The sequence below is a fragment of the Streptomyces regalis genome, from assembly GCF_001509475.1.
GTDB classification, from domain to species: Bacteria; Actinomycetota; Actinomycetes; order Streptomycetales; family Streptomycetaceae; genus Streptomyces; species Streptomyces regalis.
This window is the reverse complement of sequence record NZ_LLZG01000414.1, coordinates 26,439-50,389: the sequence shown is the minus strand read 5'-3', so window position 1 is coordinate 50,389 and position 23,951 is coordinate 26,439. Positions and strand designations below refer to the sequence as shown.

The 23,951-nt window shown below is 69.3% G+C and carries 19 protein-coding genes and 2 pseudogenes; 4 read left to right on the top strand and 17 right to left on the bottom strand.

What is annotated here, in order from left to right; all coding sequences use genetic code 11:
• Positions 1-127: 127 nt before the first annotated feature.
• From ADL12_RS47010 to ADL12_RS46995, 4 genes are read right to left on the bottom strand one after another with little or no spacing between them, the layout of a single operon-like run.
• Positions 128-1,102, bottom strand: coding sequence for an ABC transporter substrate-binding protein (locus tag ADL12_RS47010; protein WP_062715135.1), 975 nt, complete (start codon positions 1,100-1,102; stop codon positions 128-130).
• 14 nt (positions 1,103-1,116) lie between these two features.
• On the bottom strand, positions 1,117-3,126 hold the full coding sequence (locus tag ADL12_RS47005; RefSeq protein ID WP_062715133.1) for an ABC transporter permease: 2,010 nt from the start codon (positions 3,124-3,126) through the stop codon (positions 1,117-1,119).
• Entirely contained in the window at positions 3,126-4,211 is a 1,086-nt protein-coding gene (locus ADL12_RS47000) for a quaternary amine ABC transporter ATP-binding protein (protein ID WP_062715130.1), read from the bottom strand. Before ADL12_RS47000 ends, ADL12_RS47005 begins: the two co-directional genes overlap by 1 nt.
• 20 nt (positions 4,212-4,231) lie before the next feature.
• Positions 4,232-5,701, bottom strand: coding sequence for an aldehyde dehydrogenase family protein (locus ADL12_RS46995; RefSeq protein WP_062715128.1), 1,470 nt, complete (start codon positions 5,699-5,701; stop codon positions 4,232-4,234).
• A gap of 218 nt (positions 5,702-5,919) precedes the next feature.
• On the opposite strand from ADL12_RS46995, the gene purU reads away from it, so the two are divergent.
• Positions 5,920-6,792, top strand: coding sequence for a formyltetrahydrofolate deformylase (purU, locus tag ADL12_RS46990; protein WP_062715126.1), 873 nt, complete (start codon positions 5,920-5,922; stop codon positions 6,790-6,792).
• A 76-nt stretch (positions 6,793-6,868) separates the two neighbouring features.
• Here purU and ADL12_RS46985 read toward each other — a convergent pair whose 3' ends face one another.
• The 3 genes from ADL12_RS46985 to betA are packed head-to-tail and all read right to left on the bottom strand — an operon-like array spanning position 6,869 to position 10,234.
• Positions 6,869-7,711, bottom strand: a complete 843-nt coding sequence (locus tag ADL12_RS46985) for an alpha/beta fold hydrolase (RefSeq protein ID WP_062715124.1) — start codon at positions 7,709-7,711, stop codon at positions 6,869-6,871.
• A gap of 12 nt (positions 7,712-7,723) precedes the next feature.
• Positions 7,724-8,560, bottom strand: coding sequence for a methylenetetrahydrofolate reductase (locus ADL12_RS46980; RefSeq protein WP_062715122.1), 837 nt, complete (start codon positions 8,558-8,560; stop codon positions 7,724-7,726).
• A gap of 3 nt (positions 8,561-8,563) precedes the next feature.
• Positions 8,564-10,234, bottom strand: coding sequence for a choline dehydrogenase (betA, locus tag ADL12_RS46975; protein WP_062715121.1), 1,671 nt, complete (start codon positions 10,232-10,234; stop codon positions 8,564-8,566).
• 201 nt (positions 10,235-10,435) lie between these two features.
• Between betA and ADL12_RS46970 the strand changes: the two genes are divergently transcribed.
• A complete protein-coding gene (locus ADL12_RS46970) occupies positions 10,436-11,182 on the top strand; it encodes an IclR family transcriptional regulator (protein ID WP_062715120.1) in 747 nt (248 codons plus the stop codon).
• Position 11,183: 1 nt separating this feature from the next.
• Here the strand turns inward: ADL12_RS46970 and ADL12_RS58810 are convergent, their stop codons facing one another.
• From ADL12_RS58810 to ADL12_RS46930, 9 genes and pseudogenes are all read right to left on the bottom strand, one after another.
• Positions 11,184-11,663, bottom strand: a complete 480-nt coding sequence (locus ADL12_RS58810) for an SRPBCC family protein (RefSeq protein WP_425265224.1) — start codon at positions 11,661-11,663, stop codon at positions 11,184-11,186.
• Positions 11,645-12,253, bottom strand: a pseudogene (locus tag ADL12_RS58805) (aromatic ring-hydroxylating oxygenase subunit alpha); the annotation flags it as partial. The gene ADL12_RS58810 and the pseudogene ADL12_RS58805, both read right to left, overlap by 19 nt.
• Positions 12,254-12,522: 269 nt before the next feature.
• On the bottom strand, positions 12,523-13,686 hold the full coding sequence (locus tag ADL12_RS46960; RefSeq protein ID WP_079052669.1) for an NAD(P)/FAD-dependent oxidoreductase: 1,164 nt from the start codon (positions 13,684-13,686) through the stop codon (positions 12,523-12,525).
• A complete protein-coding gene (locus ADL12_RS46955; RefSeq protein ID WP_062715118.1) occupies positions 13,683-14,045 on the bottom strand; it encodes a bifunctional 3-phenylpropionate/cinnamic acid dioxygenase ferredoxin subunit in 363 nt (120 codons plus the stop codon). The genes ADL12_RS46960 and ADL12_RS46955 overlap by 4 nt, the downstream gene beginning before the upstream one ends.
• A 216-nt stretch (positions 14,046-14,261) precedes the next feature.
• Positions 14,262-14,891, bottom strand: a complete 630-nt coding sequence (locus ADL12_RS46950; RefSeq protein WP_062715116.1) for an MBL fold metallo-hydrolase — start codon at positions 14,889-14,891, stop codon at positions 14,262-14,264.
• Positions 14,891-15,976 carry an S-(hydroxymethyl)mycothiol dehydrogenase gene (locus ADL12_RS46945; RefSeq protein ID WP_062715114.1) on the bottom strand — a complete coding sequence of 362 codons (1,086 nt, stop codon included), beginning with the start codon at positions 15,974-15,976 and terminating at the stop codon, positions 14,891-14,893. Before ADL12_RS46945 ends, ADL12_RS46950 begins: the two co-directional genes overlap by 1 nt.
• 222 nt (positions 15,977-16,198) lie before the next feature.
• Positions 16,199-17,959, bottom strand: coding sequence for a BCCT family transporter (locus ADL12_RS46940; RefSeq protein WP_062715112.1), 1,761 nt, complete (start codon positions 17,957-17,959; stop codon positions 16,199-16,201).
• A 301-nt stretch (positions 17,960-18,260) separates the two neighbouring features.
• Positions 18,261-19,181, bottom strand: a pseudogene (locus tag ADL12_RS46935) (chorismate-binding protein).
• A gap of 81 nt (positions 19,182-19,262) precedes the next feature.
• On the bottom strand, positions 19,263-21,566 hold the full coding sequence (locus tag ADL12_RS46930) for an FdhF/YdeP family oxidoreductase (protein ID WP_062715110.1): 2,304 nt from the start codon (positions 21,564-21,566) through the stop codon (positions 19,263-19,265).
• Between the two features lie 249 nt (positions 21,567-21,815).
• Here ADL12_RS46930 and ADL12_RS46925 point away from each other — a divergent pair, with 249 nt between their 5' ends.
• Entirely contained in the window at positions 21,816-22,223 is a 408-nt protein-coding gene (locus ADL12_RS46925; RefSeq protein WP_062715108.1) for a CoA-binding protein, read from the top strand.
• Between the two features lie 111 nt (positions 22,224-22,334).
• Positions 22,335-23,558, top strand: a complete 1,224-nt coding sequence (locus ADL12_RS46920; RefSeq protein ID WP_062715106.1) for a 4-hydroxybenzoate 3-monooxygenase — start codon at positions 22,335-22,337, stop codon at positions 23,556-23,558.
• A gap of 33 nt (positions 23,559-23,591) precedes the next feature.
• On the opposite strand, the gene ADL12_RS46915 is transcribed toward ADL12_RS46920, so the two are convergent.
• Positions 23,592-23,951: an ArsR/SmtB family transcription factor gene (locus ADL12_RS46915; RefSeq protein ID WP_062715104.1), complete on the bottom strand. Its 360-nt coding sequence runs from the start codon at positions 23,949-23,951 to the stop codon at positions 23,592-23,594.

The window sequence follows — 23,951 nt, the reverse complement described above, 5'->3', positions numbered from 1 at the left end:
CAATGTGCCTGCCGTGCAGGTGGGTGTCAAGAGGTCCGGTGACGTCGGAGAACGGCCCGGAAAAACAGGAATGCCCGGTGGGCGGTGCGCGTCCGTACGCACCGCCCACCGGGCATCCGAGAAGGGCCTACTTGATCCAGGCGTCCACCTTGTCGCGGTTGGCCTCGACCCACTTCTTGGCCGCCGCCTCGGGGGTCATCTTGTCCACCGCGATGTACTTGGCCACGGTGTTCTGGTCGTCGTTGGTCCAGGTGAAGTTCTTCACCAGGTCATAGGCGGGGCTGCCCGACTTGGCGAACTTCGCGCTGACGATCTTGTCCAGCTTGTACACGGGGTAGTCGCAGTTCACCTTCTCGGCGTCGGCGTCACAGCCCGTCTTGTACTCGGGCAGCTTGACCTTCTTCAGCGGCACCTCGGACATGAACCACTGCGGCTCGTAGAAGTAGCCGATCACCCATTCCTTGTCCTTCTCCGCCTTGCGGAAGGCCTGGATGAGGGCGGTCTCGCTGCCCGCGTACACGACCTTGAAGTCCAGCTTCAGGTTCTTCACCAGGGCCTCGTCATTGGTGACGAACGACGGGTCACCGTCGAGGAGTTGACCCTTGCCGCCGGACTCCGACGTCTTGAACTCGGCCGCGTACTTGTCGAGGTTGTTCCAGTCGAGGATGTCCGGGTGCTCCTTGGCCAGCCACGGCGGCACGTACCAGCCGATGAGACCTTCGTTGCCGGTCGCACCGGCGTCGACGGCGGTCTTCTGGTCGGTGATGTACTTCTTCTTCAGGTCGTCGTGGCCCCAGTTCTCGACGACGGCGTCGACCTCACCCGTCCCGAAGCCCTGCCAGGCGATCTCTTCCTTGAGGTCCTTCTTGGTGACCTTGCAACCGAGGTCCTGCTCCGCGACGTACGCGATGACGGCCGCGTTGGCCTCGTAGCCCACCCACGGGTTGACCGCGAGGTTGAAGGTGCCGCACTTGCCGGAGCCGCCCGAGCCGCCGGCATCCGAGGAGTCACCGACCTTCGCACCACCGCAGGCGGTGAGGGTGAGGCCGAGGACCGCTATGCCGGCCGCGCCGACTCTCCACTGTCTTGCTTGCCTTGCCATGGTTCAGTTGCTCCTTACGCGCTGGTACGCCGCGCCGCTGCCTGAGTGATCCGGTCGAACATGACTCCGAGAAGGACGATGGCGAGCCCTGCGGCGAGCCCCTTCCCGAACAACTGCCCCTGTGAGAAACCGGCCACGACGTCGTAGCCGAGGGCGCCCGCTCCTACCAGGCCGCCCACCACAACCATCGACAGCACGTAGATCAGGCCCTGGTTGGTCGCGAGAGTCAGGGCGCCGCGTGCCATCGGCAGTTGGACCTTGGTGATGATCTGCCAGGTGTTGCACCCGGCGGAGGTGGCCGCCTCCACGGTCGTCGCGGGCACGTTCCGCACCCCGTCCGCGATGATCTTCATGGCGACGGGGGCCGCGTAGACGATGGCCGCGACGATCGCCGTGAAGCGGGTCGCGCCGAACAGCGCGAGGAACGGCACGAGATAGACGAACGGCGGCATGACCTGTGCCGCGTCCAGGGTGGGCCGGATCAGCCGGTCCACCAGCGCGCTGCGTCCCATCCAGACGCCGAAGACGACGCCGAGCAGCATCACGAGCACCGTGGCGACAAGGGTGGACGCCAGCGTCGTCATGCCGTCCGACCACACGCCGGTGCCGACCAGCAGACCCACGCAGACAGCCGTGGTGATACCGGCGCGCCAGCCGCCGAGGACGACGGCGAGCGCGATCAGTGCCGCGCCGACGAGCCACCACGGGGAGTCCGTGAGCAGCGCCTGGAACGGGTTGAGCAGACTGTTGGTGAGGGCGTCCCGGAAGGCGTTGGTGACGCCCGAGAGGTTGTCCTGCACCCAGGTGGTCACGCTGTCCGCCGTGCTCCTGATGGTGCTGCCGGTGCTCCCCTCGCCGGGGAACTCCGCGGCCCACAGATAGGTGTGGGACAGATAGGCCAGGACCGCCGTGACCGCCGCACCTGCCGCCAGCAGCGGGCGTCGCCAGGTGATGAAGCGGTTCTTCGAGCGGCGGGCGGCCTCCTCGCGTGCGCTCGCCGCGGTGGTGACCCGGTCCAGCACGATGGCCATGACGACGATGGCCAGACCCGCGTTGAAGGCCGTGCCGACGTCGAGTGTCTGGAGTGCCTGGACGACGGTCTTGCCGAGGCCGGGCGCGTCGATCAGGGCGGCGATGGTCACCATGGCCAGGGCGGCCATGATGGTCTGGTTGACGCCCATCACCACGGTCCGCTTGGACATCGGCAGCAGGACCTTCATGAGGGACTGCCGTCGCGTGGCACCCAGCGAGTCGGCTGCCTCCACCGTCGTCTCCGGGACGGAGCGGATGGCGTGCGCGGTGATGCGGATCGTCGGCGGCGCCGCGTAGATCAACGTGGCGATCGTGGCGGAGGCCGGGCCGATCTGGAAGAACAGCGTCAGCGGGGCCAGGTAGACGAAGGTCGGCATGGTCTGCATGAGGTCCAGGAAGGGCGTCACGAACCGGTTGAACCGGTCGGACAGCCCCGCCCACACGCCCAGCGGGATCGCGATCACCAGCGCCACGAAGACGGCGGAGACGGTGAGCGCCAGGGTGTCCATGCTCTCCTGCCACAGGCCCTGAAGGCCCAGGAAGGTGAAGCCGGCCACCGCCAGCAGCGCGACCCGCCAGTTGCCCACGGCCCAGGAGACATAGCCGGCGATGCCGACGACGCCGAGCCAGCCGATCTGCGGGACGGGCCGGTCGGCGGACGGCTGGGAGATCAGCTCCTGGACGAAGGTCACCAGGGAGTCGATGACCAGGCGGATCTCGTTGAAGAAGTACAGGAACAGCGGATTGGAGTTGCGGTTCGCGCCGATCGAGTCGTTGACGTCGTTGAACCAGCGGTGCAGGTCGGTCAGGTCGGCCGCCGCGAGGGCGAGTGTCTGCTTGCCGCGCAGGACGACGAACAGCACCAGCCAGACGACCAGGATGGCGCCGACCAGCATGGACCGGCTGACCTTGCGCACGCTCTTGGCGGGAGCGGGCGGCTTGACGGCCCCGGTCTTCTGCGGTTTCTCGGTCTTCTCCACGGCGACGGTCATCACGCGCCGCCTTCCTGCCCGGCGACCACCGCGAGGATCTCCTCGTCGCCGACGATGCCGAGCAGCTTGCCGTTCTCGACGACCTTGACCGGCTTGTCGGCCGCGAGCACCGCCCGGGTGGCCTCCTTCACCACGACGTCCGGGCCGAGCTCGGGGCCGTCCAGGGCGTCCCCGTCCGCCGGCGGGCGCATGATCCAGCGCAGGGTGAGCACGTCGCCGCGCGGCACGTCCTTGACGAATTCGCGGACGTAGTCGTCCGCCGGGGCGCCGACGAGCTCGTCGCCGGTGCCGCACTGGACCATCTTGCCGTCGCGCATGATCAGGATGCGGTCGCCCAGCTTGAGGGCCTCGGAGAGGTCGTGGGTGATGAACACCATCGTCTTGCCGACCTCGTGGTGCAGGCGGATGACCTCGTTCTGCATGTCACGGCGGATCATCGGGTCGAGCGCGGAGAACGGCTCGTCGAAGAAGAGCACGTCCGGGTCGCCGGCCAGCGCCCGGGCGAGGCCCACGCGCTGCTGCATGCCGCCGGACAGCTGGTCGGGGTAGGAGTTCTCGTAGCCCTCGAGGCCGACCAGCTCGACGACCTCCTGGGCCCGCTTGGTGCGCTCGGCCCTGCCCATGCCGCGGATCTCCAGGCCGAACGCCACGTTGTCCACGACGCGGCGGTGGGGCAGCAGACCGAAGTGCTGGAAGACCATGGAGAACTTGCGGCGGCGCAGGTCGCGCAGGCGTTTGTCGTCGGCCTGGCGGATGTCCTCGCCCTCGAAGACGACCTCACCGGCGGTGGGTTCGATCAGCCGGGTCAGACATCGCACCAGCGTGGACTTGCCGGAGCCGGACAGGCCCATGACGACGAAGACCTCGCCGGGCGAGACGTCGAAGTGGACGTCGCGTACGGCGGCGGTGCATCCGGTGCGGTCCATGAGCTCGCGGCGGGTGAGGCCGCACAGCTCCTCGGAGTCCGGAACCTGGTCGGCCTTCGGCCCGAACACCTTCCACAGCCTGCGCACGGATATGACCGGGGTGGAGCCCGAGTCCTGGGGCGTGCCGCGCCGCTGCGGCACCTCGGTCTGTGTGGTCACGTTCGACCTTCTTTCGGCGTTCAGCCGCGGAACCAGTGCTGCGGCCGGGGTTGGATGTTCTGCCAGATGTGCTTGGGCTCTCGGTACTCGTTCAGGCCGGTCGGTCCCAGCTCCCGGCCCACGCCCGAGTGCCCGAAGCCACCCCATTCCGCTTGCGGCACGTAGGGGTGGTAGTCGTTGATCCACACCGTGCCGTGGCGCAGCCGCCGGGCGACCCGCTGGGCCCTGCCCGCGTCCTGCGTCCACACGGCTCCGGCGAGCCCGTACTCGGTGTCGTTGGCGATGCGGACGGCATCGTCCTCGTCGGTGAAGCGCTCGATGGTCAGTACGGGTCCGAAGGACTCCTCGTGCACCACGCGCATGTCCTGTGTGCACTCGTCGAGCACGGTCGGCGGATAGTAGTGGCCGCCTGCCAGCGCGGGATCGTCCGGCCGTGTACCGCCGCAGCGTAGTACGGCGCCCTCGGCGATCCCCGCGGCGACGTAGGCGTCGACCTTCGCCAGGTGCTGTGCGGAGATCAGCGCTCCCGTCTCGGCGTCGGCGTCGAAGGGGCCGCCGAGCCGGATCTGCCGGGCCCGGCGGACGACCTCGTCGACGAACCGGTCGTGCAGGGAGTCCTCGACGATCAGCCGGGCGCCGGCCGAGCAGACCTGCCCCGAGTGCAGGAACACGGCTGTGAGGGCGAAGTCTACGGCCGTCTCGAAGTCGGCGTCGGCGAAGACGACATTGGGGTTCTTGCCGCCCAGCTCCAGCGCGACCTTCTTCACGGTCGCGGCGGCGGTGGCCATGATCCGCTTGCCGGTCTCCAGGCCCCCGGTGAAGGAGACCATGTCCACGGCGGGGTCCTCGGAGAGCGGTGCGCCCACCTCGGGGCCGGTGCCCAGGACGAGGTTGGCGACGCCGGCGGGGAGCCCGGCCTCCTCCAGTGCCTTCACCAGCAGGATCGAGCTGGAGGGGGTGAGCTCGCTGGGCTTGAGGACGATCGTGTTGCCGGCGAGCAGCGCCGGGGCGACCTTCCAGCTCGCCTGCAGCAGCGGGTAGTTCCAGGGGGTGATGAGCCCGCACACACCGACCGGCTCGTAGACGACGCGGCTCACGGCGTCGTCGCGGCCGGTGTCGATCACGCGGCCGGCGTCGGTACCCGCGAGGCCGCCGTAGTGGCGGAAGCAGGAGACGACGTCGGCGATGTCGTACTCGCTCTCCACCAGCCGCTTGCCGGTGTCCAGGGACTCGGCGCGGGCGAACGCCTTGGCGTCGCGCTCGATGATGTCGGCGGTGCGCAGCAGCAGTGCGCCGCGCTCACGCTCGGGGGTGTTCGGCCAGTGCCCCGCGTCGAAGGCGCGGCGGGCCGCGGCGATCGCCGCCTCGCTGTCGGGGCGTGTCGCCTCCGATACCGTCGCCGCGAGCGTGCCGTCGGCGGGGCACCGGATGTCCCGGTGCCCACCGGCGACCGGGTCCCGCCATTCGCCATCCACATACAGGTCTGCCACGCGACGAGCCTTTCCATGGAAATTCGTTGCGCATCGTGCACCGTATTGCTTGTGGTGGAACACAGTGGCGAATGGACAGACCGACGTCAAGAGGTTGGCGGATGACGATTTCACCATGCGTAACGTTACCCGCCCACCCTTGACCACAGGCGGCACCGAGCCGACCATGTTGCGTATCGCTCACCTTGTTGTGCAATGCGCACCGACGGAGGCCGCACATGTCCCCTCGCCCGCAACCTGGCCGTGAGTACGTCCTCACCCTCTCCTGTCCTGACAGCGCGGGGCTGGTTCACGCCGTGAGCGGCTTCCTCGTCAGGAACTCCGGAAACATTCTGGAAAGCCAGCAGTTCGACGACCGACTTCAAGGCCGCTTCTTCATGCGGGTCCACTTCGACGTTTCCGACCCGAACGTCAAGGCGGAAAGCCTGCGTTACCGGTTCGGTCCCGTGGCCCAGGCCTACGGCATCTCCTGGACCCTGAACGAAGCGGCCACGCCGACCCGGACGCTGATCATGGTGTCGAAGTTCGGCCACTGCCTGAACGACCTGCTGTTCCGCCGGCGCACCGGCGCCCTCAACATCGAGATCCCGGCGATCGTCTCCAACCACCGCGACTTCGAGAAGCTCGCGGAGACGTACGGCGTCCCCTTCCACCACATCCCGGTGACCAAGGACACCAAGCCCGATGCCGAGGCACGGCTGATGGAGCTCGTGCGTGAGCTGGACGTCGACCTGGTGGTGCTGGCCCGCTACATGCAGGTTCTCTCCGACGACCTGTGCAAGGAGCTGGAGGGCCGCGCCATCAACATCCACCACTCCTTCCTCCCCAGCTTCAAGGGCGCACGCCCCTACGACCAGGCCTACCAGCGCGGAGTCAAGCTGGTCGGCGCGACGGCGCACTATGTGACCTCTGACCTGGACGAGGGGCAGATCATCGAGCAGGACGTGGTCCGCGTGGACCACTCGCTCGACCCCGGCGACCTGGTGACGGTCGGGCGGGACGTCGAGGCGCAGGTCCTCGCACACGCGGTGAAGTGGCACAGCGAGAGCCGCGTGATGGTGGACGGCAACCGCACGGTGGTCTTCCGCTGAGCCGCACGCGCAGGGGGGCGGGACCGGCATCCGGTCCCGCCCTTGTCGTATACGGCGCCGGGAGCACCGAACCAGGTCACAGGGGCTGCTGGAGAAACGCGATGAGCGCGGCCGTGAGCTCCGCGGGGGCGTCCTCCTGGACGAGGTGGCCCGCGCCGGAGATGGGTTCGAACCGCGCGCCGGGGACGAGAGCGGCGAGCTCACGCCCCTTCGCCACCGGGATCCAGGTGTCGTCCTCGCCCCAGCAGACGAGCACGGGGATGCCGATCTCGCCGTACCGGCCCTGGATCTCGTCGGTGTAGCGCTGGTCGGCCTGGGCGATCTGCCGGTAGAAGGCAGCCTGGCCGGGGTCGTTCAACCAGGGCTCGACGAGTCGGTCGAGGACCGCGGGGTGAAGCCCCCGGCTGCTGGCGGAACCGACGTACTCGCGCACCAGGGCGCGGTGGAGTACGGAGGGCAACTGTTCGAAGACCTCGGAGTGCTCGCCGACCAGCCGGAAGAACGGGGAACCCCACGGTGCCAGCGCAACCGGATCGACCAGCGCGAGGGCCCGGTAGGTGGTGCCGTGCAGGAGATGCGCCCGCAAAGCGACGGCACCGCCGAAGTCGTGGGCGACCACGAGCGGTCGCTCCAGGCCCCAGTGGCCCAGGAGTTCGGTGAAGACGCGGCCCTGGGCGGCCAGGGACACCTCCTGTCCCGCGGCCTTCTCGGAGGTGCCGTAGCCGGGCATGTCCCAGACGAACACCTGATGGTCACGGGCGAGCGAGCGGGCCACGGCACGCCAGACGTACGACGAGAACGGCGTGCCGTGCAGCAGGACGACCGGGGGCCGGCCGGCGTGCCCCAGCCGGTCCCAGCGGACGTCACCCGAGGTGCTGGTGAAGGTTCGGGTCAGCTGCCATTCGGTGTCTGTTGTCATCCTTCTCCCGGTTCAGCCGCCCAACCGGTCCAGCAGCGCGCGGCGCCACCGCTCCGTCTCGGCGATCTGGTTGAACGTGAACAGGTGCAGGCCCGCCACCCCCGCCGAGGGTGCGGTGAGGGCCTCCTCCGTGCGGGTCAGCAGCCGTTCGGGCGCATACCCACCGGGAGCCGCGAAACGCACGAACCACGAAGCGTGTTTCGTCAGGAAGCGCGTCGACTCCCCCACCCCGATCTTCGTGGCCATCGCCAGCAGCTTCGCCCGCTGCACGGGCCCCGCGACGCCCACATGGACCGGCAGGGTGATGTCCCGGCGCCGTATACGAACGAGCCACTCCCCCAGCACCCGCGGGTCGAAGCACAAGTTGCTCACGATGTAGGTGGCGTGCTCGCGCTTGTCCCACATCGCCTGGATGGTGATGTCGTCGTGGATGATCGGATGACTCTCGGGGTAGCCGGTGACGCCGACACGGGCGAAGGGTCTGCCCAGCTCGCTCAGCCCGCGCAGCACTGGCAGGGCCCCGTCGTAGACCCCGGCCGGCGGGTCGGAGTCGCCGGCGGGGACGAAGACGTCGTCCACGCCGGACTCGCGGAGCCGGGCCGTGACCTCCTTCAGGTGCACGTCGTCCCGCAGCAACCGCGCCGGCACGTGCGGAACGACCCGGTAGCCGTGCGCTGCGAGCCGGCCGGCGAGGTCGAGGGTCGGCTCCAGGCCCTTGACCGGAGACGCCGTCACAGTGACGACGACGTCGCGCGGGACATGGGCGAGGACCTTGTCCTCGGTCGCCTTCGCGGGCAGCACCTCGTAGCGGACGCTGTTCAGCAGCGCCCGGAGTCCTGTGGCACCCAACTCCTACTCCGCCTGCTTCTGGACGTCACGGTGGCGGTAGTACGCGGCCTTCGAGGGCGCCTGCGGTTCCTTGCCGAGAATGAGGTCGGCGGCCTTTTCGGCGATCATCATCACGGGAGCATAGATGTTGCCGTTGGTGACGTAGGGCATCACCGACGCGTCCACCACGCGCAGGCCCTCCACGCCGTGCACCTGCATGCTGGTGGGGTCGACGACCGCCATGTCGTCGGTGCCCATCTTGCAGGTGCAGGACGGGTGCAGGGCCGTCTCGCCGTCCTTGGCCACCCACGCGAGGATCTCCTCGTCGGTCTCCACCGATGGTCCGGGTGAGACCTCCCCGTCGTTGTAGGGGGCGAGCGCGGGCTGGTTGAGAAGCTTGCGGGCCACCCGGATCGCCTCGACCCACTCGCGGCGGTCCTGCTCGGTGGAGAGGTAGTTGAAGCGCAGGGCCGGGTGCTCGCGCGGATCCCTGCTCTTGATCTTCACCGAACCGATGGCGTCGGAGTACATGGGCCCGACGTGCACCTGGTAACCGTGGCCGCCGGCCGGCACGGAACCGTCGTAACGGACCGCGATGGGCAGGAAGTGGAACATCAGGTTGGGGTAGTCCACGTCCTCGTTGCTGCGGGCGAAGCCGCCGGCCTCGAAGTGGTTGGTCGCGGCCGGGCCCTTCCGGAACAGCCACTGCAGGCCGATGAAGGGGGCCCGCCACTTCGCCAGGTACGGCTGCATGGAGACGGGTTGCTTGCAGGCGTACTGGATGTACACCTCCAGGTGGTCCTGCATGTTCTCGCCGACGCCGGGGAGGTCGTGGACGACGTCGATGCCGAGCGCGCGCAGTTCCTCGGCGTTGCCGACACCCGAGAGCTGGAGCAGCTGCGGGGAGTTGATGGCGCCGCCGCAGAGGATGACCTCCTTGGCGCGGACCTGCTGGAGTGCGCCCCGGCCGCGCTGGTACTCGACACCTACGGCGCGCTTGCCCTCGAAGAGGACGCGGGTGACCAGGGAGCGGGTCCTGACGGTGAGGTTCGGCCGCTTCATCGCGGGCTTGAGATACGCCTTCGACGCCGAGAGCCGGCGCCCGCGATGGACATTCCGGTCGAACTTGGCGAAACCTTCCTGCCGGTAGCCGTTGACGTCGTCCGTGGGCGCGTAACCCGCTTCCTGCGTGGCCTTGAGGAAGGCATCGAAGAGGGGGTTGGACGCCGGGCCCCGTTCGAGGACGAGGGGGCCGTCGTGGCCGCGGAACTCGTCGTCAGGATCGGCCGCCAGACAGTTCTCCATACGCCGGAAGTACGGCAGACAGTGCGCGTAGTCCCAGGTCTCCATGCCGGGATCGGCGGCCCAGCGCTCGTAGTCCATGGGGTTGCCGCGCTGGAAGATCATGCCGTTGATGCTGCTGGAGCCGCCCAGCACCTTGCCGCGCGCGTGGTAGACGCGCCGGCCGCCCATGTGGGGCTCGGGCTCGGACTCGTACTTCCAGTCGTAGAACCGGCTGCCGATGGGGTAGGTCAGCGCCGCGGGCATGTGGATGAAGACATCCCACGGATAGTCCGACCGGCCGGCCTCCAGGACCAGCACCCGGTTGGCCGGGTCCGCGGAGAGCCGGTTCGCCAGTGCACTGCCGGCCGAACCGCCACCGACGATGACGAAGTCGTATTGCACAGGAGCCATGGTGCCTCGTCTCGCTCGCGCCGTAGATATGCGAGGCATGCTAGACCCGGTCGCGTCATACGCACCAGGTTGCGAACAGCGCAACTTCAGGATCTTGATTTCAGCGGCGTTACTTGCAGTGGTGTTGTTTACTACGCGTATAGTTTCACTGTGAGCAACTACAGCCCTGACACGGAAACGTCGAATTCACATGCCGGCGGCGTGCAGTCGGTGGACCGCGCCATCAGCGTCCTGGAGATCCTCGCTCAGCGTGGTGAGGCGGGCGTGAGCGAGGTGGCGGGCGAGATCGAGGTGCACAAGTCGACCGCCTTCAGGCTGCTCGGCGCGCTGGAGGCACGCGGTCTGGTGGAGCAGGCCGGCGAGCGCGGCAAGTACCGGCTCGGCTTCGGCATCGTCCGCCTGGCGGGCGCCGTCACCGGCCGTATCGACATCACCCAGCAGGGCCGGCCGGTCTGCGAACGTCTCGCCGAGGAGCTCGGCGAGACCGTCAACATCGCCGTCATGCAGGAGCACTACGCGATCAACCTGTACCAGGTGCGCGGTCCCGGAGCCATCACCGCGCACAACTGGGTCGGCCAGCTGACTCCCCTGCACGCCACCTCCAGCGGCAAGATCCTGCTGGCGCATCTGCCCAGCAAGGAGCGCGCCGCGCTGCTGTCCTCCGTCGGCATGAAGAAGGTCACCCCGCGCACCATCACCGCCAAGACGAAGCTCGAGAAGAACCTCGCCGAGGCGCGGGAGCGCGGCTACGCCTTCACCCTGGAGGAGTTGGAGGTCGGTCTGCACGCGATGGCCGCCCCGGTCCGCAACCGGGACGGCGACGTCATCGCGGCGCTGAGCGCCTCCGGGCCCGGCTACCGGCTCACCGAGGAGCGCCTGCACGAGCTCTCCCCCGTGCTGCTCAAGGGCGCCCAGGAGATCAGCCACCGGATGGGCTACCTGGGCTGAGTCACCCCTGGGGGGTGCCGAGGCGCTCGTTCACCCAGTCGTGAAACGCGCCGATGTGGTGCTCGCTGGGCACCAGCACGCCACCCTTGGCATACATCCGCGAACTCATTCCGGGCTGAGTGCGCTCGCAGGCGTCGAAGTCCTGCTGGTTGACCCGGTGGAAGAGTTCCACGGACCGGCTGACGTCCTTGCCGCTCTCGACGACGTGCGGGAGGTACAGCCAGTCGCACTCGACGATCGTGCGGTCCACGGACACCGGGTACATCCGGTGGAAGATCACGTGGTCGGGCACGAGATTGATGAAGACCTGCGGCCGGACGGTGATCGCGTAGTAGCGGCGGTCCTGGTCGTCGGCGACCCCGGGAATGCGGTCCAGCCCCTCCGAGCCGTCGACGGTGAAGCCCTGGACCTCGTCACCGAACTCCGCGCCGTGACCCACGTAGTACTGGGCGGCGTAGCCGTCCGCGAACTCCGGGAGCACCTCGGTGAGTTCGGGGTGGATCGTGGCGCAGTGTCCGGGAGCACCTCGGTGAGTTCGGGGTGGATCGTGGCGCAGTGGTAGCACTCCATGAAGTTCTCGATGATGAGCTTCCAGTTCGCCTTCACGTCGTAGACGATCCGCTTGCCGACGGAGAGGTTGTCGATGTCGTAGCGCTCGATCGACTCGACGTCGCCGAGGCGGGCGACGATCTCCCCGATGACGTCCTCCTCGAAGGAGGGCGGGTTCTCCGCGAGACAGACCCACACATAGCCGAGCCACTCGCGCACGGCCACGCTCACCAGTCCGTACTCGGTACGGCCCACGTCGGGCATCTTGGTGAGGTTGGGCGCCGCGACGAGCTTGCCGTTCAGGTCGTACGTCCAGGCGTGGTACGGGCACTGGAAGGCCCGCTTGACCTCGCCGGTCTCCTCGGTGCAGAGCTTGGCGCCGCGGTGCCGGCACACGTTGAAGTACGCACGGATGCCGTTGTCCCTGGCCCGGGTGACGAGGATGCTCTCGCGGCCCACGTCGACGGTGCGGAAGGCGCCGGGCTTGGCCAACTCGGAGGCCCGCGCGACGCAGAACCACATGGTCTCGAATATGTGCTCCTGCTCTTGGGCGAAGAACTCCGGGTCCGTGTAGGAGGAGCCGGGGAGAGTGGCGATCAGGCTGTCCGGCAGGCTGGTCGAGGTCACGGTGCACTCCTCGGGAGAACGTCGTGGAGGGGTCATTCACGCGCCGGGAAGAGCGACTCCGGACGGTGTTGTGTATAGAGCAACGCTGCGTGCTATATGCAACCGCAGCATGGGATGCCGCTGGGGCGGTGTCAAGATGCCGGCGGGGTCAAGATGCGGCGGTATCAGGACGCGGTGGCGGCGAGCTGCTTGCGCCAGCGCGTGAACAGCCGCGGCTGGTTCATCCCGAGCACGGCGACCGGGCTCCCGGCCCGCCGGTAGACGGCCAGGACGTCGCGGTCGTCCGCGGTGCCGGCCTCGACGGTGACGGTGTCCGCGCCGACCGCGTGACCCGCGAACTGGATCTTCACACCGTACTGGTCGGACCAGAAGTACGGCGGCCGGGGCACCCCCGGTTCCACCGCACCGCCCGCCAGCAGGGTGGCGACCGCGGCGTCGGGCCGTTCCCGTGCGCCGGTCCAGTGCTCGACGCGGCGATGGTGACCCGCGCGCGGGTCGTACCAGTTGGCACAGTCGCCGACCGCGACCACGCCGGCCAGGCTGGTGCGGCCGTCGGCGCCGCACTTGACGCCGTTGTCGAGGGCGATGCCGGATCCTTCCAGCCACTCGACGTTCGGGCGTGCGCCCACACCGACGACGACGATGTCGGCGGGGATGCTGCGCCCGTCCTCCAGCAGGACGGCGTCGACGCGGGTCTCCCCGCTCAGCCCCTTGACGCCCACACCGCACTCCAGCCGTACGCCGTGGTCGGCGTGGAGAGCGGAGACGATGGCTCCCATGGTCTCGCCGAGCGGTCCGGCGAGCGGTGTCGGGGCGGCCTCGACGACGGTCACGTCGAGGCCGAGGGTGTAGGCGGTGGAGGCGACCTCGGCTCCGATGAAGCCTCCGCCGATCACCACCAGCCGTCCTCCGCGGGACAGTTCGTCCCGCAGGGCGCGGGCGTCGTCCAGGGTGCGCAGGGTGTGCACTCCGGCCAGCCCCTCGGAGCCGGGCAGCGTGCGTGCCGCGGCGCCCGTCGCGATGACGACGCCGTCGGCCTGCACCTCCCGCCCGTCGGCGAGCCGCAGGGTACGTGCCGCGTGGTCGAGCCCGGTGGCACGGACGCCGAGCAGCCACTCCGCCCGCAGGTCCTCGCCGTCGGACTCCAAGGCGAGTTCGGCCTCACCGAGCGTGCCGGCCAGGAACTCCTTGGACAGCGGAGGCCTGTCGTACGGGCGGTGGAGTTCGTCTCCGATGACGACCAGCCGGCCGTCGTAGCCCTGCTTGCGCAGTGAGCGCGCCGCCGACAGGCCGGCCAGCGAGGCGCCGACCACGGCGACCGTCCTCACGCGGGACCCCCGGCGAGCCGGGCCGAGATGCAGGGCGGCAGGTTGGGCGCGTCGGTGGACAGCCGGACGTAGATCATGCCGTCCTCGACGACGACCTCGTGCGTCCGGACCGGGAGCTTGGCCGGCGGGGCGTCGACCGCGCCGGTCCTCAGGTCGAACTTGGAGGCATGCAGCGGGCATTCCACCTCGCAGCCCTCCAGCCAGCCGTCGGCGAGCGACGCGTCCTGGTGGGTGCAGGTGTCGTCGATGGCAAAGAGTTCACCGTCGTCGGTGTGGAACACCGAAACCGGCGGATCGATGTCGAGCCGGTGGGCCTCGCCCTGGGGGAGATCCTCAAGACGGCACGCGGGAATCATCATGACACCTCGGGTGCGTATAGCGAAACGGATTGCGGTAAGCGCAACATCAGTCTGAGGTCGCCCTGAACCCTTGTCAAGGTATGCAGAGGGCACTCTGGGCCGCTGATTTCGTTGCGCGATGGAAAACTCAACTCACATAGAACAACAACAGCCCGCCGCATCGGCTCGCGGTGGCCGCGAGCCGAGGGCGGGCGCTCAACAGGTCGCCAGGGGGCGTCAGAAGCCGCGGTCGATCCACTCCTGGAGGTGCGGGGCCTCGGCGGCGATGCTGGTCGTGTCCCCGTGTCCGGTGTGCACGACAGTCTCTGCGGGCAGCGTCAGCAGCCGGTCCCGGATCGACTCGACGATGGTCGGGAAGTGGCTGTACGACCGCCCTGTCGCCCCTGGCCCGCCGGCGAACAGCGTGTCACCGCTGAAGAGCGCGGTGAGGGCCGGGGCGTGCAGGCAGACCGCCCCGGGGGCGTGGCCCGGTGTGTGCACCACGGTGAGCTCGACGCCGGCCACCGAGATGCCCTGGCCGTCGGCCAGTTCGGCGTCCGGCGCCCGGTCGGGGTGGGTCTGCTTCCACAGCGGCAGGTCGTCCGGGTGGAGCAGGACCGGGGCGCCCGTGCGCGCCGCGAGTTCGGGCGCGGCGTCGATGTGGTCGTTGTGCGCGTGGGTGCACACGATCGCGACGAGGCGCCGGTCGCCGACGGCCTCGGCGATGGCGTCGGCGTCGTGCGCGGCGTCGATGACGATCGCCTCGCTGTCGTCGCCGACGATCCACACATTGTTGTCGACGTCCCAGGTGCCGCCGTCCAGCGAGAACGTCCCGGAGGTGACGAGGTGTTCGATGCGGGCGGCCATCAGAGGACCACCACCGAGCGCAGCACGTCGCCGTGGTGCATCCGCTCGAAGGCCTTCTCGACCTCGTCCAGCGCGATCGTCTCCGTGACGAAGGCGTCCAGGTCGAGCCGACCCTGGAGGTAGAGGTCGATCAGCATCGGGAAGTCGCGGGAGGGCAGGCAGTCGCCGTACCAGGAGGACTTCAGGGAGCCGCCGCGGCCGAAGACGTCCAGCAGTGGCAGTTCGAGCTTCATCTCGGGGGTGGGCACGCCGACCAGGACGACGGTGCCGGCGAGGTCGCGGGCGTAGAAGGCCTGCTTGTACGTCTCCGGGCGGCCGACCGCCTCGATGACGACGTCCGCGCCGTGGCCGCCGGTCAGCTCGCGGATCGCCTCGACCGCGTCGTTCTCCTTGGAGTTGACGGTGTGGGTCGCGCCCAGCTTCTCGGCGGTCTCCAGCTTGCGGTCGTCGATGTCGACCGCGATGACCTTCGCCGCGCCCGCCAGGTTCGCCCCGGCGATCGCCGCGACCCCGACACCGCCACAGCCGATGACGGCGACCGAGTCACCCCGGCCGACCTTGCCGGTGTTGATGGCCGCGCCGATGCCCGCCATCACGCCGCACCCCAGCAGACCTGCGGCGGCGGCCGATGCGGTCGGGTCGACCTTGGTGCACTGCCCGGCGGCGACCAGCGTCTTCTCCGCGAAGGCGCCGATACCCAGCGCCGGCGACAACTCGGTGCCGTCGAGCAAGGTCATCTTCTGCTTGGCGTTGTGGGTGTTGAAGCAGTACCACGACTCCCCGCGCAGACAGGCACGGCACTGACCGCACACCGCACGCCAGTTGAGGATCACGAAGTCGCCCGGCGCGACGTCGGTGACCCCCTCCCCCACCGACTCCACGACACCCGCGGCCTCATGGCCCAGCAGGAAGGGGAAGTCGTCGTTGATGCCGCCCTCGCGATAGTGCAGATCGGTGTGGCAGACCCCGCAGGCCTCGATCTTCACCAGCGCCTCACCCGGACCCGGGTCAGGCACGATGATCGTTTCCAGGCTGACGGGGGCGCCCTTGCCCCGCGCGACGACAGCACGGACCTGGTGCGTCATGGCCACTCCTCGGCTGGTCGAGACTTGAATCAGATGTTGCTCATTACGGCACACATCTCACGTGTCGCAACACAGCATCGTTGAGTGCCGACCGGCGGTCAAGCAGCGCGACGAGGTTGCCTCGGCCGGGCGGGATCGCGGTCGGAGCAGCACGAACGCCCGGCGGGGCCGTGGCCGACCAAGTCGGTGCCACGACCCCGCCGGGCGCGGGTCCGGCCGCTCTCAGGGAGCGGAGGCGGAAGTGGACTGCGTGGGTTGTGGGGACCTCTGGGAGTGGTCGGCCTCCGTGTCGTCGGAGGGCGTGCAGGGACCGATGCGGAGTTCGAAGTCGCCGTCGTACTTCTCATGGCCGGCGATGACAGCCGATTCGATGGCCTCCTTGCCGATGCGCCCGCGGATGATGAGCGGATCCTGGCGCAGATCTCGGGTGAGGGCGATACACAGGCCGACCATCACCAGTGTGAAGGGGGCCGCCGCGAGAATGGTGAGGTTCTGCAGGCCGGTGAGCGCGTCGCCCTTGCCGCCGCCGATGAGCAGCATGATCGCGGCGACCGCTCCGGTCAGCACGCCCCAGAAGACGACGACACCCCGGGTCGGTTCCAGGGATCCGCGCTGCGAGAGCGTACCCATCACGATCGAGGCGGCGTCGGCGCCGGAGACGAAGAAGATGCCGACGAGGATCATCACCACCACGCTGGTGATCGTGGCGACCGGGTACTGCTGGAGCACGTCGAAGAGCTGGCCCTGGGCGGTCGAGGCGTCGCTGAGACGCTTCTCGTCATGGAGGTGCATCGCCGAGCCGCCGAAGATGGCGAACCACAGCAGGCTGACGGTGCTGGGCACCAGGATGACCCCGCCCACGAACTGCCGGATGGTCCGGCCACGGCTGATGCGCGCGATGAACATGCCGACGAAGGGCGTCCACGAGATCCACCAGGCCCAGTAGAAGACCGTCCAGCCGGCCAGCCAGTCGGCGACGCCCTCACCGCTGGACGCCTCGGTACGCCCGATCATCTGGGTCAGGTCGCCGAGGAAGGCGCCGATGGAGGTGGGCAGCAGGTCGAGGATGAAGATGGTCGGCCCGACGAGGAACACGAAGACCGCCAGGGTCACCGCCAGCACCATGTTGATGTTGGACAGCCACTGGATGCCCTTCTCGATCCCGGACACCGCCGAGGCGACGAACGCCACGGTCAGCACCGCGATCACGGCGACCAGCAGGCCGGTGCCGACGGATCCCAGCCAGCCCAGTCCGGTGAAGCCGCTGCCGATCTGCAGGGCGCCGAGGCCCAGGGAGGCCGCGGAGCCGAAGAGGGTGGCGAAGATGGCGAGGATGTCGATGATCCGGCCGCCCCAGCCGTTGGCGCGCCGCTCACCGATCAGCGGCGTGAACACGGCACTGATCAGCTGCCGGCGGCCGCGCCGGAAGGTGCTGTAGGCGATGGCCAGACCCACGACCGCGTACATCGCCCACGGGTGGAGCGTCCAGTGGAAGAGGGTGGTGGCCATGGCGGTCTCCATGGCCTCGTTGGCGTCGGCGGGGTCGGTGCCCGGCGGTGGCGTGACGAAGTGCGACAGCGGTTCGCTCACGCCGTAGAACATCAGGCCGATGCCCATGCCCGCGCTGAACATCATGGCTATCCACGAGACCGTGCGGAACTCGGGCTCCTCACCCTCCTTACCGAGGGTGATCCGCCCGTAACGGCTCATCGCCAGCCACAGGGCGAAGACCACGAAGCCCGAGGCGGCGAGGACGAAGGCCCAGCCGCCGTTTCGGATGGTCCCGTCAAGGAGCTTGCCGGACACGCTCTCCAGCGTGTCGGTCGCGGTGGCTCCCCACACGACGAAGGCGAGGGTGAGCGCCGCGGCGACACCGAAGACGACCAGGTCGGTCCGGGGGCCTGCGGATACCGCTGGGCTTCCTGGCAGATCAGCGTCGACGGGATGGCTTCGGCTCCCGTCCCTTTCGCGGGTATTGTTCATAAACTCGTCCTTTCCACAGACGGCAGTGGAGTCTTAGTCGCGGACGACGACAGGAGGACTCGTCGGTGATTCCGCCTGACCGACTGACACGCCGGAGCGGATGGGAGAACGACGAGAGAAGGAGTGGCGGAGCGGCCGCCGACATGCGTCGTTGCGGATAATGCAGTGGAATTCACTATGAGCAACAACCCTCTGGGCCTTGGGGAGGGCTGTCAAGGGGTCGGACGTGCAGAGTTGCCCTACCGCAACCCGACCGGCCACCGTGAACGGCAGCGAGACGGAACCCCGGCAGGGCAAACCGTCAGCAGCCCGCGCGCGAGGACGTTCCGGGGCTGCGCCGATACCCACCCGACGCCACCGTCAGCAACCGCCGGGCTTTCAGCTGCGTCTCGGGCCACTCGCGCTCGGGGTCGGAACCCCAGGTGATCCCCGCCCCGGTACCGAAGCGCAGTAACGGGCCGCCGGCAGCAGTGCCGTCGATCCAGAACGTGCGGATACCGACGGCGAGTTGAGCACTGGACTTGGGGGCGCCCGTGACGGACCCGGGCGGGAAGGTGCCTGCGAGCAGCTCCGGCCATCCGGCGTGTTCGGCGAGTTCGCCGCGCACGGTGGACACCAGGTGCACCAGGTCGACGATCATGACGTTCCCGGCGTGGTCCTTCTCCAGGAGGTCCGCGGCGGTCCGGCCGGTGCCCTTGATGGGGCCGGACTCCCGTAAGGCCGTCGCGGCGGAGGAAGAGCTCGGGCGAGGCCGTGGCGATCTCCACACCGTGCGCCGGGAGGCGCACCGTGCCGGCGTACGGCGCCGGGTTGCCCCGGGCCAGTAAGGCGGTGAGGGCGTCGACGTCCGCCCGTTCCGGGTCGGGCAGCGGCGCGGACAGGACCCGGCACAGGTTCGCCTGGTACACCTCGCCGGCCGCGATGTGCTCACGGCAGCATCGATCATGCGGCTCCGCCGCGGGGCCGGACCCCGGCGATGCAGGCGGCCCGGTCGAGGGAGGACGTCCAGGCGTCCGGGTCCGGGCCGCGCCACGCCCCGGGCTCGGCGGCGGGCACGGGCGCGCGGCGTACGTCTCCGAAGCGCGCACACCAGGCGCCCCTCGAAGTCGGCGGCCACGGCCCAGAAACCGGTGGAGTCCAGGGCCGCGGGATCGCTGGTCACGTCCCGGAGATCGGTGGCGAGGAGATCGCCGAAGCGGGCCAGTGGGGCACGGTCGTACACGGGGCCGCTCATCGGTCACCGCCTCTTGGGAAGGGAACGGTCGCCCGGCGGGGCGGTCACACGCGCCGGGCGAGAAGTGGGCTACGCGTCGGCGGACCGCGGTTCCAGCCGGACGACGACGGACTTGGACGTGGGGGTGTTACTGATGGCCGCCGTGGAGTCCAGCGGTACGAGGACGTTGGTCTCGGGGAAGTAGGCGGCGCAGCACCCGCGGGGCGTCGGATACGACACGGTCCGGAAGGAGGGCGCCCTGCGCTCCACGCCGTCGCCGTACTCGCTGACGATGTCGACGAGGTCCCCGTCGGCGAGGCCGCGCTCGGTGAGGTCGTCAGGGTGCAGGAAGAGGACCCGGCGGCCCTGGTGGACGCCGCGGTAGCGGTCGTCCAGGCCGTAGACGGTGGTGTTGTACTGGTCGTGGGAGCGGAGCGTCTGCAGCAGCAGCCGGCCCGGCGGGACCTTGGGGCTCTCCAGCACGTTGGCGGTGAAGTTGGCCAGGCCGGTGGCGGTCGTGAACCGGCGCTCGTCGCGGGGCGGGTGCGGCAGGGCGAAGCCGCCCGGCTGCCGTACCCGGGTGTTGAAGTCCTCGAAGCCGGGGATCACGCGTTCGATGCGGTCGCGGATGCAGTCGTAGTCCGACGCGAAGTCCTCCCACGGCACCTGCGGGCCCGCTTCCCCGAGGGCGGCGCGGGCCATCCGGCAGATGATCGCGACCTCGCTCAGCAGATGCTCGGACGCGGGCGCGAGCCGCCCTCGCGAGAGGTGCACCATGCCCATGGAGTCCTCCACCGTGACCAGTTGGGGCCCGCCCGGCCGCAGGTCGGCCTCGGTCCGGCCGAGGCACGGAAGGATCAGCGCCTGCTCCCCGGCGATGACATGCGAGCGATTGAGCTTGGTCGAGATCTGGACCGTGAGGCGGCACCTGCGCAACGCCTGCTCGGTCAGGTCGGTGTCCGGGGCCGCGGCGACGAAGTTGCCGCCCAGCGCGACGAAGACCCGTACGTCGCCGTCGCGCATGGCGCGGATGCTGTCCACCGCGTCGTGCCCGTGGTGCCGCGGGGGCGTGAACGCGAACTCGGCGCCGAGCGCGTCCAGGAACGCGCCGTCCGGCTTCTCGTAGATGCCCATCGTGCGGTCGCCCTGCACGTTGGAATGCCCACGTACCGGGCAGAGGCCGGCGCCCGGGCGGCCGATGTTGCCGCGCAGCAGAAGGAAGTTGACGACGTCCCGGATGGTGGGCACGGAGTGCTTGTGCTGGGTGAGTCCCATCGCCCAGCAGACGACGATCTTCTCGGCGGCCAGCACCTGGCGGAACGCTTCCCGGATCTCCTCCTCGGGCAGCCCGGTGGCCTGAAGGATCTCCTCCCACGACGCCTTGCGGGCGTGCTCGGCGAACTCCTCGAAGCCATGCGTGTACCGCTCGATGAACGAGGTGTCCAGGCAGGTGCCCGGCGCCTCGTCCTCCGCCTCCAGCAGCAGCCGGTTGAAGGCCTGGAACAGCGCCTGGTCTCCACCCAGCCTGATCTGGAGGAACTGGTCCGCCAACTTCGTGCCGCCGCCGATGACGCCGGAGGGCTTCTGAGGATTCTTGAACCGGAGCAGCCCCGCCTCGGGCAGCGGGTTCACGGCGATGACGCGAGCGCCCCGCTGCTTGGCCGTCTCCAGCGCGGAGAGCATCCGGGGGTGGTTGGTGCCGGGGTTCTGGCCGACCACGAGGATGAGGTCGGCCTCGTAGAGGTCCTCCAGGCTGACGCTGCCCTTGCCGATGCCGATGGTCTCCGTCAGGGCCGAACCGCTGGACTCGTGGCACATGTTGGAGCAGTCCGGCAGGTTGTTGGTGCCGAGCATGCGGACGAAGAGCTGGTAGAGGAACGCGGCCTCGTTGCTCGCCCGTCCGGAGGTGTAGAAGGCGGCCTGGTCCGGGTGGTCGAGCGCGGCGAGTTCGCGGGCGATCACGGCGAACGCGTCGTCCCAGGAGATCGGCCGGTAGCGGTCGTCGCCGGCCGGGCGGTACATGGGGTGGGTGAGGCGCCCTTGCTGCCCGAGCCAGTAGTCACTGCGCGGGAGCAGATCCTCCAGGGTGTGCTCGGCGAAGAAGTCCGGGGTGACCCGGCGCACGGTGGCCTCCTCGGCCACGGCCTTGGCCCCGTTCTCACAGAACTCCGCCCGGTGGCGGTGTTCCGGTTCGGGCCAGGCGCAGCCGGGACAGTCGAAGCCCTCCTTCTGATTGACCCGGAGCAGAGTGAGCAGGCTGCGGCGGGCCCCCATCTGTTCGCCGGCGTGCCGCAGCGAGGAGGTGACCGCGGGGAGGCCGGCGGCGTACTCCTTCGGAGGGCCGACCCGCAGACGGGCGTCGCCGGGGTCCTCGGCAGGTGGCTTGCGAGTCATCTGTAGCGCTGCTCCGCGGTGTAGGGAATCTGGACGGGACTGCACCTGTGCGCGAGTTGCATATGGAGCAACTGTATTGCCATACGCAACGCAACTAAGGAACCCCGCCCCACGAACTCCTGTCAAGACCCACACCGGAACCCGGTCGGCGCAAGACGGGGCACTCCGGCCACCGCCTCGGGGAATCACCCCCCGTCACCGGCTGTTGTCGGGGGTACCAGCCCTGCCCGAACCCCAAGGAGGCCGCGCGTGTACGGCGACCCGGCGACAGTCCGCAAGATCCTCACCGAGCTCGGTGACACCTGGGCCATCGTGGGCCTGTCGACGAACCAGCGGCGTGCGGCCTACGGGGTCGCCGACGTCCTCCAGCGCTTCGGCAAGCGCATCGTGCCCGTGCACCCGAAGGCGGAGACGGTCCACGGGGAACAGGGATATCCCTCCCTGGAAGCGATCCCCTTCGAAGTCGACGTCGTCGACGTGTTCGTCAACAGCGACCTCGCCGGGGCCGTCGCCGACGAAGCCGCGGCCATCGGCGCCAAGGCCGTCTGGTTCCAGCTCGGCGTCATCGACGAGGCCGCCTACGACCGCACCCGCGCCGCCGGCCTCGACATGGTCATGGACCGCTGCCCGGCGATCGAGATCCCGCGCCTGGGCTAGGTGTGCCGTTCGGGAACGTTGGTGACGGGCGATACGCCGCCGAGCACCGAGCCCGCACCGAGCGACCCCGGAGCCCTCCCCTCCCCACGTCAGCCGCCCCATAATGCTCGGGTGACTTCCACCTCCCCCCACACCAACTCCGTTGCCCCGCAACGCTTTCCGGTCGTCATCGTCGGCGCCGGTCCCGCCGGCCTCACCATCGGCAACATCCTGCGGGCGGCGTCCGTCGACTGTCTGGTCCTGGAGACCGAGACACGCCGGTTCATCGAGCAGCGGCCGCGCGCCGGGGTCCTCGAGGAGTGGGCCGTACGCGGACTTGAGCAGCGGGGCCTCGCGGACACCTTGCTGGAGCGGGCACAGCGGCACACCGAGTGCGAGTTCCGGTTCGCCGGGGAGCGCTACCGGTTCGCGTACGGGGAGCTCACGGGGGTTCACCACTGGGTCTACCCCCAGCAGTTGCTGGTGACGGACCTGGTGCGCGAGTACGTGGACGTGCGCGGCGGCGCCGTACGCTTCGGCGTGCGGGACGTGGAGCTGCACGACCTCGACACCGACCGCCCCTCGGTGTCGTACACCTGCCCTCAGACGGGTCGACGGGAGGTCGTGCACGGTGACTTCGTCGCCGGCTGCGACGGGGCGCGCGGGGTGACGCGCACGGCGCTGCCGGCCGACCGTGCCCATATCTCCCGCAGTGACTACGGCGTCGGCTGGCTGGCGCTGCTCGCCGAGGCGCCGCCGTCCTCCGACTGTGTCCTGTTCGGCATGCATCCGAACGGGTTCGCCGGGCACATGCCGCGCAGCGCCGAGGTGACCCGCTACTACCTCGAGTGCCCGCCCGGCGACAACCCGGAGAACTGGTCGCACGACAGGGTCTGGACGGAGCTGCAGCAGCGGCTCGGGGCGAACGGCGCGCCGCCGCTGACGGAGGGGCGGCTGATCGAGAAGCGCGTCCTCGACATGCACAACTACGTGATCGAGCCCATGGTGTTCGGCCGCCTCTTCCTCGCCGGCGACGCCGCCCACCTGACCGCCCCCATCGCCGCCAAGGGCATGAACCTCGCCCTGCACGACGCCTTCCTGCTCGGCGACGGCCTTGTCGCCCACCTCACGAAGGGCGACGGCACCGGGCTGGACGGCTACTCGGAGGCCTGTCTCGGCCGGGTGTGGGACTACCAGGAGTTCTCCCACTGGCTCTCCGAGGTCTACCACGGCACGTCATCGGGCGATCCCTACCGCGCCGGCACCACCCTGGCCCGTCTCCGCCGCATCTTCGGCTCTTCGACGGCGGCCAGGGCCTTTGCGGAGCAGTACCTGGGCAAGAACGCCGACTACTGAACTACTGACCACGCCTCGGGATCCGCCCCTCGGTCAGTCGTGCAGGGGCCGGTCGCTGAGCCGGTGGTCCGCCACCTTCAGCGCCTCGTCCACGAGGCGGCGCAGATGGCCGTCGCGGAGGGAGTAGATCACCCGGCGGCCCTCCTTCCGCGTGTTCACCAGCCCCGCGAGACGCAGCCGGGCCAGGTGCTGGCTGACGGCGGGCCGCGCCGCGCCGCAGGCGTCGGTGAGCGTCGTGACGTCGGCCTCTCCTGCCGTCAGGGCGTGCAGCAGCGTGAGGCGGGTGCGGTCGCCGAGCAGGGCCAGGAGTTCGGCGGCGAGCGCGAGCTGTTCCCCGCCCGGGGTGCGCGGGTGCGCATCGTGTGCAGATGATAGGTGCATGCGTGCGCTCAT

Excerpts from the sequence above, each read along its gene's own strand:
- ADL12_RS46945 (WP_062715114.1), bottom strand. The coding sequence starts at position 15,976 with ATGACGCACCAGGTCCGTGCTGTCGTCGCGCGGGGCAAGGGCGCCCCC.
- ADL12_RS46915 (WP_062715104.1), bottom strand. The coding sequence starts at position 23,951 with ATGAGCGCACGCATGCACCTATCATCTGCACACGATGCGCACCCGCGC.
- ADL12_RS46930 (WP_062715110.1), bottom strand. The coding sequence starts at position 21,566 with ATGACTCGCAAGCCACCTGCCGAGGACCCCGGCGACGCCCGTCTGCGG.
- betA (WP_062715121.1), bottom strand. The coding sequence starts at position 10,234 with ATGGCTCCTGTGCAATACGACTTCGTCATCGTCGGTGGCGGTTCGGCC.
- purU (WP_062715126.1), top strand. The coding sequence starts at position 5,920 with ATGTCCCCTCGCCCGCAACCTGGCCGTGAGTACGTCCTCACCCTCTCC.
- ADL12_RS46950 (WP_062715116.1), bottom strand. The coding sequence starts at position 14,891 with ATGGCCGCCCGCATCGAACACCTCGTCACCTCCGGGACGTTCTCGCTG.
- ADL12_RS47010 (WP_062715135.1), bottom strand. The coding sequence starts at position 1,102 with ATGGCAAGGCAAGCAAGACAGTGGAGAGTCGGCGCGGCCGGCATAGCG.
- ADL12_RS46940 (WP_062715112.1), bottom strand. The coding sequence starts at position 17,959 with ATGAACAATACCCGCGAAAGGGACGGGAGCCGAAGCCATCCCGTCGAC.
- ADL12_RS46955 (WP_062715118.1), bottom strand. The coding sequence starts at position 14,045 with ATGATGATTCCCGCGTGCCGTCTTGAGGATCTCCCCCAGGGCGAGGCC.
- ADL12_RS46985 (WP_062715124.1), bottom strand. The coding sequence starts at position 7,711 with ATGACAACAGACACCGAATGGCAGCTGACCCGAACCTTCACCAGCACC.
- ADL12_RS47005 (WP_062715133.1), bottom strand. The coding sequence starts at position 3,126 with ATGACCGTCGCCGTGGAGAAGACCGAGAAACCGCAGAAGACCGGGGCC.